The organism is Jiangella gansuensis DSM 44835, assembly GCF_000515395.1.
GTDB classification, from domain to species: Bacteria; Actinomycetota; Actinomycetes; order Jiangellales; family Jiangellaceae; genus Jiangella; species Jiangella gansuensis.
The window spans coordinates 4,544,488-4,557,465 of record NZ_KI911782.1; the positions used below are offsets into that span (position 1 = coordinate 4,544,488).

Here is a 12,978-nt window from a genome sequence, read left to right on the forward strand (position 1 = left end):
ACGCGCTGGTTCACTCCGGCGGTGCCACGCGCGGTAGTGGGCGGACGGCGGGGCCGGAGAGGACCCGTCCGTCGGTGTCGAAGCGCGAGGCGTGACACGGGCAGTCCCAGGTCCGTTCGGCGTCGTTGAACACGACGAGGCAGCCGAGGTGGGTGCAGCGCGCGGACAGGCAATGGAGCGAGCCTTCGTCGTCACGGTAGGCCGCGATCGCCCTCGTGCCGGCGGTGATGACCCGGCCGCTGCCCGGCCGGAGCGCGGCCGGCCCTGGCCGGGTGGCGAGCGTGTCGACCCGGTCGCCGATCAGCCGGGCGGCCACATAGGCATTGGCGCGGACGAACTCGGTGGCTGACTGGCGCACGGTACGGCGGGTGGGGTCGAAGACCCCGGCCAGAGGGTTCTCCTCGCCGGTGATCAGGTCGCGGAGCAGGAGGCCGGCCAGCGTGCCGTTGGTCATGCCCCAGTGCCCGAAGCCGGTGGCCACCCAGACGTTGCGGGTGCGCGGGTGGAAGCGGCCGATGTAGGGGAGTGAGTCGACGGTGGTGAGGTCGTGGGCGAGCCAGCGGTACCGGTACTCCCGGACCGGCAGCCGGTCCTGGGCCCACGCGTGCAGCTCGTCGTAGTGCCGGGCGACGCTGGTGCGAGCGCCCACCCGGTGTGGCTCACCACCCACGATGACCAGGACCCGCCCGTCGTCGAGTGGCGTGGTGCGGATCGAGTGCCGGTCCTCGGTGGAGATGTACATGCCGGCGGGGACGTCGTCGGGATCCGCCGGGCCGGCGACGACGAGGTCGCGACGCGGCTCGAGGCGGGCGAAGAAGACGCCCCGGTCGAAGATCGGATAGTGGGTGGTGACGACGACGTGCCGGCCGCGTACCGGTCCGGAGGTGGTCTCGACGACGCACGGGTCGCCCTCGGTGAGCCCGGTGGCGCGGGTGCCGGTGACGATCTCGCTGCCGTCGCCGGGAATGCGGGCGGCGAGCGCGAGCAGCCAGCGGCGCGGGTGGAACTGGGCCTGTCCGGTAAACCGGACGGCCCCGGCCACGGGGAACGGCAGCTCGGTTCCGGTGACGAACTGCGCCGGCAGGCCGGCCTCCGCCGCCGCGCCGGCTTCACGGCGCAGCCCGGGAACCGACGACTCGTCCTCGACGTAGGCATAGCTGTCGCGCCGGGACAGGTCGGCTTCGGCGCCGATCGCCGCGGCCTCGGTCTCGATCCAGTCGATCGCCAGGTGTTGCCCGGCGCCGTAGGCCCGTGCGGTGTCCGGCCCGAAGGAGCTGGTGAGCGTGGCGTACATCGCGCCGTGCTGGCTCGTCACCTTCGCCGTCGTGTGCCCGGTGACTCCGGCGGCCAGCCGGTCGTCGGCTTCGATCAGCGCCACCGTCATCCCGGCCTGCTTGAGCAGGTAGGCCGTGGTGATGCCGGCGATTCCGGCGCCCAGGACGACGACGTCGGCCTCTTGCGGGTGCTCGGCGCGTCCCAGCGAAGGGTCGCCGGTGCTGTCCAGCCAGTAGGAGCGGGGTTGCATCGGTGCCTCCAAAGGGCGCGGTTGGTCGGGCTGGTGCCGGTCAGCGCCGGCGTTCCATGCCGGCATGGGCATCGAGGAGCTCTCGTGCGTGGCGGCCGGGCGGGCCCTCACGTCGCAGGGCCTCGCGCATCGGCTCGAGCTTCTGCGCACCGGCTGGGAAAGGCGGCAGCAGCGGCACGTCCGGGTCGACGACGGCCTCGATCAGAACCGGACGGTCGGCGGCCAGAGCGGCGTCCCATGCGGCGTCAACGTCCCGCGGATCGTCCACCCGGATCCCGCGCAGCCCCAGCAGGTCGGCGTAGCGCGCGTACGGGACGTCGGGCAGCGACTGGCTGGCGTCGAACCGGGGCTCGCCCTCGGTCTCTCGTTGTTCCCAGGTGACCTCCGCCAGCTCGCGATTGTTCAGCACGAGCACCACGAACCGCGGATCCTCCCAGCCGGGCCAGAGCCGGGCGACGGTCACCAGCTCGTTCAGTCCGTTCATCTGCATTGCGCCGTCACCGCTGAGTGCCACGACCGCAGCGCCGGGCCGGTCCAGCTTCGCGGCCAGGCCGTACGGCAGCGCCGAGCCCATGGACGCCAGCGTGGAGGAGAGGTGTGCCTGGACACCGGTGGGCAACAGCAGGTGCCGCGCGTACCAGTAGGTGATCGAGCCGACGTCGACGCTGACCCTGGCGTTCGCCGGCAGCCGGGAACTCAGCGCACGCACGACCTGCTCGGGATTCACCGGGTCGGCCGCGAGCGCGGCCCGCTCCTCGGCGATGTCACGCCACTCGGTGACGGCGGCGTCGACGTCGTGCCGCCAGGTGTCGTCGGAGTGTTCGGGAAGCAGGGGTAGGAGGGCCCGCATGGTCTCGGCGGCGTCGCCGGCCAGGCCCACCTCGACGGGGTACCGGTTGCCCAGGTGCCGTCCGTCGATGTCGACCTGCACCGCCCGGGCCTGCCCGGGCGCGGGGTAGAACTCCGTCCATGGGTCGTTGCTGCCGACGATCAGCAGTGTGTCGCACGAGTCCAGCAGGAAACCGGACGCGGACGTGCCGAGATGCCCCATGACACCGCAGCTGTAGGGGAGCGACTCGTCCCACCACGGCTTGCCGAGCAGGCTCGTGGTCACGCTTGCGCCCAGCCGTTCGGCGACCGCTCTGACCTCGTTGCCGGCGTCCCGGGCGCCCTGGCCGACCAGGACGGCCACCCGCCGCCCGGCGCCGAGGACGTCTGCGGCGGCGCGCAGGTCGTCGTCGGCCGGTACGACGCGCGGCGCCCGCCACTCGGGCGCGGTGACGACGACGCCGTGCTGCTGCGGCAGTTCGTCCGGCACCGGCTCGGTCTGGACGTCGTGCGGCACGATCGCCACACAGGGCGAGCGAGTGGCCAGCGCGGTCCGGAAGGCGCGGTCCAGCACCATCGGCGCCTGTTCCGCGGCCAGGACCGTCTGGACGAACTGGGCAGCCACGTCCTTGAACAGACTGGTCAGGTCGATCTCCTGCTGGTACTCCGCGCCCAGCACCGTGGTGTGCTGCTGCCCGACGACGGCGACCACCGGCACGTGGTCGAGCTTCGCGTCGTACAGTCCGTTCAGCAGATGCACCGCGCCCGGACCCTGGGTGCTCGTCACGACACCCACCGTCCCGGTGTACTTGGCGTGCCCCACAGCCATCAGGGCCGCGTTCTCCTCGTGCCGGGCCTGCACGAACTCCGGGTCGCCACCGGCCCGGCGCAGGGCACCCATCACGCCGTTGATGCCGTCGCCGGAGTACCCGAACAGCCGGCGCACACCCCACTGACGCAACCTGTCGACGATGAGATCGGCGACCACTCGCTGTTCAGCCACGGCGCTCAGCTGTTCTTTCGCGCCGCCGCCTTGCCGCCCTTGCTGCCGGCCTTCTTCTTCTGCGCGGTGGTGCCGCCCTGCGAGCTGTCCCCGCCGGAGCCGCTCTGCTTGCCGCCACGGCTGGACGCGCCGGGGGAGTTGGCGATGCGCGCCGCCCGCTCCTTCGACATGCCCTTGTCCTTCAGGGCCTCGTACTGCTTCTCGTTCTTGACGTTCGCCGACTTGCTGGGCATGAGAACCTCCTTCGACCGCGTACGCCACGACCCGTACCCGGCCGGCCTGCGTTGACACGGGCAGCGGAGTGAAGTGCTGGCGCCGGGGTAGTCGGCGATCATGCGTATCGACGAGTCGGCAGGCCTGGTCCGGTGCGGATATCTGTGGGCGTCGCGGCTGCGCGGTGGGCGGCCGGCGGTTCCGGTCCGGTTCCTGGGACGCGAGTCTGTGCTCGTCGGCGGGCCGGACGGCGTGCGCCGCTTCTACGACCCGCTGCTCCGGCGGCGTGGCGCGGTCCCGCCGCCGGTGAGCGACGTGCTGTTCGGCCACGGATCGATCCACGGCCTGGACGGCGCGGAGCACCACCACCAGAAGGCGATGTTCCTCGACGTGCTCGCCCCCGCCGCGGTGGCGCGACTGCGTGATGGGGCGCGCGAGCAGTGGCGGGAGGCAACGCGGACATGGGAGGCGGGCCGCCCCGTCGTCCTGTTCGACCAGGCCGTCCACGTCTTGACGGCCACCGCGCTGCCGTGGGCGGGAGTCCCGGCCGAGCCCGCCGGCACGGGCCGGCGGGCGGGTCAACTGGCAGCGCTGCTGGACGGCTTCGCCAGCCCTGGCCCGCGCTACGCGAGGGCCGTCCTGGCCCGCCGGTCGCTGGAGCGCTGGGCCACCCGCCTGATCCGGGCCGCGCGCGCTCATGAGGTGCATCCACGGCCGGGCACCGCCCTGGCCGCCGTGGTGCACGCGCACGACACACATGGACAACTGCTGCCGGAGCGAGCCGCCGCGGTCGCCCTGCTGAACGTCGTGCGGCCCATGGTGGCCGTCGCGTGGTTCATCGCTTTCGCCGGGATCGCCCTGCACCACCAGCCGTTCTGGCGCGACCTCATCGCCGCCGGCGACCCGACCGCCCGGGCGGCCTTCGCCCACGAGGTGCGCCGCCGCTACCCGTTCGTGCCGGTCCTGGCCGCGCGGGCTCCCACGGCCCAGGACGTCCTCGGCGTCGGTGTGCCGGACGGCGGTTACGTGATCCTCGACGTGCACGGCACCGACCACGACCCCCGGCGCTGGCCCGAGCCGGACCGCTTCGATCCCGGCCGCTTCCTCGCGCCCCCGGCCGACCCGGACAGCCTCGTGCCGCAAGGCGGAGGGGACGTGGCGACCGGCCACCGCTGTCCGGGCGAGACGGTCACGCTCGCGATGATCGAGCAGGCCGTCGAGCACCTGGCGACCACCGGTTACGACCTGCCGGCCCAGGACCTGCGTGTCGACCTGACCCGGATCCCGGCGCGGCCGCGCAGCGGAGTGGTCATCACGCCCGCCGGCTGACCCGGCGCGCCCCCATTGTCGGACGCCACGTTGGATGACGACCTGGGCGTCAGGACCCCTCGCCGGTCCTGCCGTAGCCGCGACCTTCTTCGCCACCGCCTCGGTGAACACCCGCAACGCCTGCTCCTTACCGAAGGAGCGGCATCCGACCCATGACGGTTCGTCACGGTGATCTTCGTGGGTGGACGCCGGGGGCGGGCGGCGGTGCTGATCGGTAGGTGTGGCCGGTGGGGGTGGTGGTTTCGACGATGTGCTGGTACGGGTCGGCGAGGCGGGTGGTCCAGCCGGGCATCTGTTTGACGTAGTTGCCGCGTTCGCACACGCCGCGTCCGTTGTGGCGGGTGGTGGATCCGCCGGTGGCGTGCGCCCGGATGTGGTCGAGGTGCCGGATCGGGACGTCGCAGTACGGGTCGCGGCAGGTGCGGTCGCGGTAGATCAGCAGGGTGGCCAGAGCGCCGTCGAAGCGGCGCCGCCGCGGGTCGGTGTGGGCGATGATGGCGGTGGCTGGGTCGGTGAACAGCCTGCGTAGGAACACTCGTGCCCGCTCGGCGTCGCCGGTGGCGCGGTCCGCGGACGAGTCATGGTCGCTGCCGCCGTGGGCGATGGTGCGGGCCAGGGTGGCCGGGATGGGGCCGTAGCCGGTCAGGTCGGCGGGGGTGTCGTCGTCGGCCAGCAGGGTGGTGTCGGTCATGACCAGCCCGATTTCGGCGGATACGGCGTCGGGGCTGGCCTGGCCGGTGAGGCGTTGGACCAAGGTGTCGGCCATGATCTGGTCCCGGCTGCGTTCGTCGCCGGCGCTGGTGAGGGTGTCGGCGTGCCGGCGCAGTGCGGCGTAGGCGGCGACGCCCTGTTCGCAGGGCAGGAGCGCGGTCAGCACGGTCATGGTGTCCGGTGCCGGGCGCACCCAGACGCGGCGGTCTTCCCTGGCCCGTCCTGCGCGTGCGACCGCGGCGGCCGGGTCGGCCTGGATGGCCAGCCGTCGCGCGGCGGCGTGGGCTCGTTTCGGGCTCAGCCCAGCCATCTGCCCAGCCAGCTGCTCGTCGACGAGCCGCCGGTCGGAGGCGGTGAGGTGGGAGGTTTCGGTGACCACGATCGTGGCCACGTGCTCGGAGATCTCACCGCGGCGCCACAGCGCGAACGTGCTCGGCAGCTGTTCGATCAGTGCGCGGGCCTTGGCGACGTGCCGGGCCGCGGCAGCCGGGGACACCCGGCGGGCCAGTCCTACCTGTTCGGGTACCCCGCGACCGGCGTATCGGGCCCGTATCCCCATGGCGGTGTTCGCGGCCTGCTGCGAGGCGGCGAACTGAGCGATGATGTGTGCTTGTGCCGCACCGGCGGCGGCTTTCACCTTCTCCAATGCCGCGATCGCATCGATGCGGTCGGCGTCATCGGTCACCGCCGAGGGCAGCTCGCCCAGCCGGTCCACCACACCGGTCAGCTCTCTCACCACTTCTTCGAACACACGTCCAGATTATCGCGCCGGACTGACAAGGTCCCCGACAAGCGGGCCAGCCAGCAGAGAGCCCGGTTCACCTCGACGAGTTCCCGCGGCCGGCCCGGCGTGGTGTTGGTCGGTGCGAGCACGCGACGTCGTGCAGGACGGCGTCCCAGTCGCGCAGGAACCGGTCGAGCCCGTACCGGGAGAGCGCGGCCGTCCGTGCGGCGCGGCCCGCGGCCCGGGCGGCGGGCGGGTCGGCGAGCAGCCGGGCCGCGGTGGCGGCCAACTGGTCCGGGCGGACCGACACGCAACCGGCCTCCTGCGGCACCGCGGCCGCGGCCTCTGTCGTTCCCAGCACGACCACGGGCAGGCCCAGATGCATGGCCTCCAGGAGTGACAGCCCCAGCGAGGTCCACCGGTGGGTGTGGACGTAGACGCGGCGGCGGGCGAGGGCGGCGTGCATCGCGTCCTGGGAGAGATCGGGGAACGTCCTGAGCCGCTCGTCGGGCAGGCGCAGTTCGGCGTGCAGCCGGTCGGTGGCCATGCCGAAGACGTCCAGCGGCGCCGACGACGCGAGTGACCCCAGCAGGTCGGTGCCGACGGCCCGGCCACGCCGCACCGGCTCGTTGACGACGACTCCGGCGCGTGGCAGCTCCCCGGTGTAGCGGTAGCCGGGATCGATGATGCCGTGCTCCACCACGACGGTGCGGGCGTCGCCGTTGTCCCACACGAGCCGGTTGAAGTGGGTGACGTGCACGATCGGGACGGCGTGCTGGTCGGCCATCGGGTGGCGGGTGGTGACGGCGCCGCCGCCGGGCGTGTTGTGCTCGAGATACACCGCGGGCAGGTCGACCCCGGGCCGCCGGCCGGTCCATTCCCAGCACAGCCGCAGGTCGCGCGGGCGCTGCAGGACGACGACGTCGATCTCACGGTCGCGCAGCTCCCCGGCCGGCACTTCCACGGCGGAGTCGGGCCACAGGTGGGTGTCCGCCCGGCCGCGGCCGTCGGCGTCCCGGTCCGCTGTCACCGGCACGAGGTAGTCGTGGCCGCCCTGGACCAGAGCCGTCGTGTAGGCGCCGTGCACGTGCCAGAGCAGGATCCGCATGCGGCTCCCGGTTCCCGGAACCGCGCGTCCTATGCGCCGAGAACCGCTAGCGGAATCCTTGCTCCGTGCCGCGTTTCTCGTCGGGCGACGTGAGCACGACGCCTCCCGTGGATGCCGGCGGCTCGACTCGGTGGGCCCGCTGGATCGTGGTGCTGACCGGGTCGATCAGCTGCGACATCACCAGGTCGGGCCACTGCCGCTCGTCCGCATCGTCCGACTCGACACAGGACTCGACCGCGTCGGCCAGCCAGCGGCTGATGGTGGGCAGCAGCGCGCTCATGAACGCCCGGCGTTCCGCTGGCGTGGCCAGGTACAGGGCCTGGTTCAGCTCGGCGATGAGGTCGGTCAACGCTTCGCCCCCTCTCCTACGCTGCGAGAGCCGGTACCCAGCAGTCGGCGACCTACGCGCCGGTCGTACGGGACTTTCGAAAGGCTTCAGGCTTCCGTGGTGTGAGCACGGCCGCGACCAGAGCGGCGACACCCGCCGCGACGGCGCCCGCGGCAAAGCCGCGAGTGAACCCGCTGAGGGTGTCGCCGACCAAACTGGCCGCCGCCACGCTGGAGACGACGGCGGCACCGCCGGCGGCGCCGAACTCGTGGAACGTACTCACGATGCCCGAGGCGATGCCGGCCTCGTGCGGGGCGACCTGTCCCAGCGCCGTCGCCGATGCGACGACGAAGAGGGCACCGGTGCCGGCCGCGGCGACGGACACACCGGCCACGACGGTCGCCGGATGCATCGACACCGCGGGGGCGGCCATCCCGGCCGCGGCGACGAGCAACCCGATGACGGCCAGCGGCCGGGCACCCACCCGGGCGATGGCCCGTCCGGTCAGGTTCGCGCCGGCCATCGTCGCCAGCGCGACCGGAAGGAACAGCAACCCCGTGCGTAGCGCGCCGTAGCCGCGGGCGTGCTGGAAGTAGAACGTGCCCAGGAAGAACACCGCGATCATCAGCGCGGTGGCCAGCAGGATCAGGAAGGTGCCCGTGGCTACCGGCCGGCGGGCGAGCAACCGCACATCCATCAGCGGTGACGCCGCCCGTCGCTGCCAGAGCGCGAACACCAGGTAGCCCAGGGCCGCCAGGACGACGAGCAGGCCGGTCACGGCCGTCAGCCAGCCACCGTCGCCGGCGGAGATGAACGCGTAGATCAGGGTGCCGGTCGACGCGGTCACCAGGAGTGCGCCGAGGACGTCCAGCCGGGCCCGTGGCGCGGCCGCGGCCTGCCGGGGCAGCAACCGGATCAGCGCGACGAGGATGACCAGGCCGATCGGCACGTTCACGAAGAAGACCCACGGCCAACCCGGGCCGGCGGTGAGAGCGCCGCCCAGCAGCACGCCGAGGGCCGCACCGCCACCGCCCAGAGCGGACCACACCCCCAGGGCCTTGTTGCGCTCATCGCCGTCGAACAGGGTGACGACCAGCGACAGCGCTGCCGGTGACAGCAGCGCCGCCCCGACACCCTGCGCGATGCGGCCGCCGAGCAGCAGGCCCGACGACGGCGCCAGCCCGGTGGCCAGCGAGGCGGCGGTGAAGATCACCAGGCCGGCGAGCACGACCCGCTTGGCTCCGATCAGGTCCGCGAGCCGCCCGCCCAGCAGCATCAGGCCGCCGAAGGCCAGCGCATAGGCACTGACCGTCCAGGTCAGGGCCTCGCGGCTGGCGCCGAGGTCGGTTTCGATATGCGGCAGCGCGATCGCCACCACGGTCACGTCGAGAATCAGCATCAGTTGCGCCACGCCGAGGAACCCGAGGATGCGCCAGCGCCACGGATGCGGCGTCCGTTCGGTTTCCGTTGTGTCGTACGTCATGGTTGTCGCCTCCGGATCCATAACTCGTATGTCGATGTACGAGTTCTCAGAACAGGGAGGCTAACTCGTATATTCCAGTACGAGCTAGAGTGGTGCGTATGTCTTCCGCTGTCCGCCCGCGCCGGCGCGCCGACGCCGAGCGCAGCATCGCCCGCATCGTCGCCGCGGCCCGCGACTGCCTCGGCCGTGATCCGGACGCCACCATCGACGACATCGCGAAGACCGCGGGCGTGGGCCGGATGACCCTCTACGGACACTTCCCGAACCGCGCCGAGCTGGTCGAGGCCGCGCTCGCCGACGCGCTGCGGGCCGGTGACCAGACCCTCTCCGCTGTCGACCTCACCGGCGACGCCCGCGACGCCATGGGCCGCCTGCTCGCCTCCAGCTGGTCGCTCGTCGCCGAGTCGTCGGCGCTGCTGGAGGCGGCACAGGACGTCCTACCCCCAGGCCGGGTCAGGCTCCTGCACGCCGAGGCCGCCGACCGGGTCGAGCAGCTCGTCCGGCGCGGCCAGGACGACGGCGTGTTCCGTACCGACCTGCCCGTCGCTTGGCTGGTCAGCGCCGTGCACTATCTGCTGAAGGGCGCTGCGGAGGAGCAGCGGGCCGGGCGCGTCGATGCCGCGGACGTGGCCCAGCTGGTCACCGCCTCGGTGCTGGGGTTGCTGACGCCCCCGCCGGCAGCCCCATGATCATCAAGAGTTGATGCGGCTATGACCGGGTCAACTCTTGATGATCATCGGATGGCGTCGCTGCCTCAGTCGGTGCCGAACTCCATGGCGGCGCGGTCCAGGGCCTCGTCGTCGCTGTCGACCTCGCCGCGGGAGGCGATCGCCTCGGCACCGCCCTCAGGCAGCTCGCCGACCAGATCGATGTGCGTGGCCGCGCCGAGCAGCTCGGTGTGACCGGTGCCCACCATGCCGAAGCCGGCGTACTGCTCGAGCTTGGCGCGGGAGTCGGCGATGTCGAGGTTGCGCATGGTCAGCTGGCCGATCCGGTCCAACGGGCCGAACGCGGAGTCCTCGGTGCGCTCCATCGACAGCTTGTCCGGGTGGTAGCTCAACGCCGGGCCCGTGGTGTCGAGGATCGAGTAGTCCTCGCCGCGCCGCAGCCGCAGCGTGACCTCGCCGGTGACGGCGGCACCCACCCACCGTTGCAGCGACTCGCGCAGCATCAGCGCCTGCGGGTCGAGCCAGCGGCCCTCGTACATGAGCCGTCCCAGCCGCCGCCCCTCGGCGTGGTAGTTGGCGATGGTGTCCTCGTTGTGGATCGCGTTGACCAGCCGCTCGTAGGCGATGTGCAGCAGCGCCATGCCGGGTGCCTCGTAGATGCCCCGGCTCTTGGCCTCGATGATCCGGTTCTCGATCTGGTCGGACATGCCGAGCCCGTGCCGGCCGCCGACGGCGTTGGCCGCCATGACCAGCTCGACGGGGGAGCTGAACTCGGTGCCGTTGATGGTGACCGGCCGGCCCCGCTCGAAGCCGATGGTGACGTCCTCGGGTGCGATCTCGACGGCTGGGTCCCAGAACCGCACGCCCATGATGGGCTGGACCGTCTCGACGCCGGTGTCCAAGTGCTCCAGGGTCTTGGCCTCGTGCGTGGCGCCCCAGATGTTCGCGTCGGTCGAGTACGCCTTCTCGGCGCTGTCGCGGTACGGCAGCCCGTGCTCGAGCAGCCACGCGCTCATCTCGTTCCGGCCGCCCAGTTCGCCCACGAAGGCGGCGTCCAGCCACGGCTTGTAGATGCGCAGGTGGGGATTGGCCAGCAGCCCGTAGCGATAGAACCGCTCGATGTCGTTGCCCTTGAACGTCGAGCCGTCGCCCCAGATCTGGACGTCGTCCTCGAGCATGGCACGCACCAGCATCGTGCCGGTGACCGCGCGGCCCAGCGGGGTGGTGTTGTAGTAGGCCCGGCCGGCGGAGCGGATGTGGAACGCGCCGCAGGTCAGCGCCGCCAGCCCCTCCTCGACGAGCGCCGCGCGGCAGTCGATCAGACGGGCGATCTCGGCGCCGTACAGCTTGGCCCGGCCGGGCACCGAGTCGATGTCGGGCTCGTCGTACTGCCCGATGTCGGCGGTGTAGGTGCACGGCACCGCGCCCTTGTCGCGCATCCACGCGACGGCGACCGAGGTGTCGAGCCCTCCGGAGAAGGCGATGCCGACCCGTTCGCCGACGGGCAGGGAAGTGATGACCTTAGACACAAGCAAAAGTATGCAGGGTTCTGCATGATCATGCAAGCCCAGCTCCCATCCCGATCCTGCTCTCGCGTCCCTCGCCTCACCCAACCCTCCCGCCCGTACGCGCCGACGTCACAACCTCCGCGCGTTTCTGCAGTATTTGGTGCTTGTCCGTGCCGCGTTCGTAGGCATCGAGAGTTCCGGTGCGTTCCGGCTTGCCGATGCCAGCGAACCCGTTGCGGGCGGGGTGACGCGCGTGCTCGCCGCGATGGGCGTCAGCGTGATGGTCCGCCGGTCAACGGGGCTCAGCTCTCGCCCACCATCAGGGCTGACGCACGGGGCGCGAGGAAGTGGTCCATGACGAGTTCTGCGGCACCCTGCGCTGCCACGTGCTCGCCGACGGCGGAGCCTTCGACGACGATGTGCTCGCGCGCGACGACGAGCTCCCGGGTCACCAGCTCGGGTAGGACGCGCAGGAACGACTCGCTCAGCCGGCTCCAGAGCGGGCCGCCCACGACGACGCGCGGCACGTCAAGGAGGTTCATCAGGACGCCGAGCCCGACGGCGACGCGCCCGGCCGCCCGACGCAGGATCCGGACGGCGCCGCCGTCGCCGGCCGAGGCCAGATCGCACAGCGCCGTACAGGCGTCGTCGATGGCCAGGTAGTCGTTGAGGTTCGGCAGCGGGAGCAACCCGACGTGCGCGGCTTGGATGACGAGCGCCTCGGGCACGCACGCTGCCGCCAGCCCGCCGCGCCGGCCGGTCCATTCGAGCTGCTCGGCGTCGGGATCGACGATGATGTCGCCGACCTCGCCGATGTTGTTCGTGCTGCCGCGCAGCACCTGGTTGTCGAGCACCACGGAGGCCCCGACGCCTGAGCCCAGGTAGAGGAAGACGAAGGCGTTCGTGGCGTCGGTGGACGACCGCAGCTCGGCGGTGGCGGCGGCCGTCACGTCCTTGTCGAGCAGGACGGGCAGACCGGTGGCGTGATGGAGATCGGCCCGCAGCTTGACGTTGCGCCAGTTGGGCAGCTGCGGCGGGTCGAGGATGACGCCGGCCTGGACGTCGAGGGGGCCCGGGGTGGCGATGCCCAGTCCCAGCACGCGGTCGCGGTCGACGCCGGCCTCGTCGATGATGGAGTCGACGGAGGCGGCGATGGTGGCCGTGACCTCCGGCGGGTTCGTCGCCTGCGGGGTGCGCTGCTGGCGCTGCAGCCGCACCTCGCCGTCCAGGTCGAGCAGCACCGTGGTCAGGCGCGCGGGATCGATGTGGACTCCGACGGAGAACGCGCCGTCCCGGTCGATGACCAGCGGGATGCTGGGACGCCCGCGGGCACTGCCGCCGGGGGTGGTCTCGCGGATCAGCCCGTCGTCGATCAGGCGGCGGGTGATGTTGGAGATCGTCTGCGAGCTCAGGCCCGATACGCGCCGCAGGTCGGCCCGGCTGACGCCGGGGGAGCGGCGCAGCACGTCGAGCACGACGGCCTGGTTGAAGTCGGCCAGCCGGAGCTGGTTGCTGCCTCGCCGCATGCGACTCCTTCCGCGCCGACGGCA

Annotated in this window: 11 protein-coding genes; 2 read left to right on the forward strand and 9 right to left on the reverse strand. The window is 72.0% G+C overall.

Annotated elements, in window-relative coordinates; all coding sequences use genetic code 11:
* Window positions 1-10 precede the first annotated feature (10 nt).
* From JIAGA_RS0121345 to JIAGA_RS0121355, 3 genes are read right to left on the reverse strand one after another with little or no spacing between them, the layout of a single operon-like run.
* Window positions 11-1,525 (reverse strand): FAD-dependent oxidoreductase, encoded by a 1,515-nt coding sequence (locus JIAGA_RS0121345; protein WP_169738917.1) that lies wholly within the window; start codon window positions 1,523-1,525, stop codon window positions 11-13.
* Between the two features lie 40 nt (window positions 1,526-1,565).
* Entirely contained in the window at window positions 1,566-3,356 is a 1,791-nt protein-coding gene (locus tag JIAGA_RS0121350; protein ID WP_026877220.1) for a thiamine pyrophosphate-requiring protein, read from the reverse strand.
* Window positions 3,357-3,361: 5 nt separating this feature from the next.
* The gene (locus JIAGA_RS0121355) at window positions 3,362-3,589 is read right to left on the reverse strand and encodes a DUF7218 family protein (protein WP_026877221.1); all 228 of its coding nucleotides are present in this window, start codon (window positions 3,587-3,589) and stop codon (window positions 3,362-3,364) included.
* Between the two features lie 100 nt (window positions 3,590-3,689).
* Between JIAGA_RS0121355 and JIAGA_RS0121360 the strand changes: the two genes are divergently transcribed.
* Complete coding sequence (locus tag JIAGA_RS0121360; protein WP_035812811.1) at window positions 3,690-4,898, forward strand: cytochrome P450; 1,209 nt, start codon at window positions 3,690-3,692, stop codon at window positions 4,896-4,898.
* Window positions 4,899-5,061: 163 nt separating this feature from the next.
* Here the strand turns inward: JIAGA_RS0121360 and JIAGA_RS31515 are convergent, their stop codons facing one another.
* From JIAGA_RS31515 to JIAGA_RS0121380, 4 genes are all read right to left on the reverse strand, one after another.
* Complete coding sequence (locus JIAGA_RS31515) at window positions 5,062-6,345, reverse strand: HNH endonuclease (RefSeq protein ID WP_211239779.1); 1,284 nt, start codon at window positions 6,343-6,345, stop codon at window positions 5,062-5,064.
* Window positions 6,346-6,427: 82 nt separating this feature from the next.
* A complete protein-coding gene (locus JIAGA_RS31520; protein WP_051426358.1) occupies window positions 6,428-7,441 on the reverse strand; it encodes a glycosyltransferase in 1,014 nt (337 codons plus the stop codon).
* A 46-nt stretch (window positions 7,442-7,487) separates the two neighbouring features.
* Window positions 7,488-7,790 (reverse strand): hypothetical protein, encoded by a 303-nt coding sequence (locus tag JIAGA_RS0121375; RefSeq protein WP_026877223.1) that lies wholly within the window; start codon window positions 7,788-7,790, stop codon window positions 7,488-7,490.
* 52 nt (window positions 7,791-7,842) lie between these two features.
* A complete protein-coding gene (locus JIAGA_RS0121380; protein WP_026877224.1) occupies window positions 7,843-9,252 on the reverse strand; it encodes an MFS transporter in 1,410 nt (469 codons plus the stop codon).
* A 98-nt stretch (window positions 9,253-9,350) separates the two neighbouring features.
* On the opposite strand from JIAGA_RS0121380, the gene JIAGA_RS0121385 reads away from it, so the two are divergent.
* Window positions 9,351-9,941 (forward strand): TetR/AcrR family transcriptional regulator, encoded by a 591-nt coding sequence (locus JIAGA_RS0121385; protein ID WP_026877225.1) that lies wholly within the window; start codon window positions 9,351-9,353, stop codon window positions 9,939-9,941.
* Window positions 9,942-10,006: 65 nt separating this feature from the next.
* On the opposite strand, the gene argG is transcribed toward JIAGA_RS0121385, so the two are convergent.
* Both argG and JIAGA_RS0121395 read right to left on the reverse strand, forming a co-directional pair.
* Complete coding sequence (argG, locus tag JIAGA_RS0121390) at window positions 10,007-11,449, reverse strand: argininosuccinate synthase (protein ID WP_026877226.1); 1,443 nt, start codon at window positions 11,447-11,449, stop codon at window positions 10,007-10,009.
* A gap of 281 nt (window positions 11,450-11,730) precedes the next feature.
* A complete protein-coding gene (locus JIAGA_RS0121395; protein WP_026877227.1) occupies window positions 11,731-12,954 on the reverse strand; it encodes an ROK family transcriptional regulator in 1,224 nt (407 codons plus the stop codon).
* Between the last annotated feature and the right edge of the window lie 24 nt (window positions 12,955-12,978).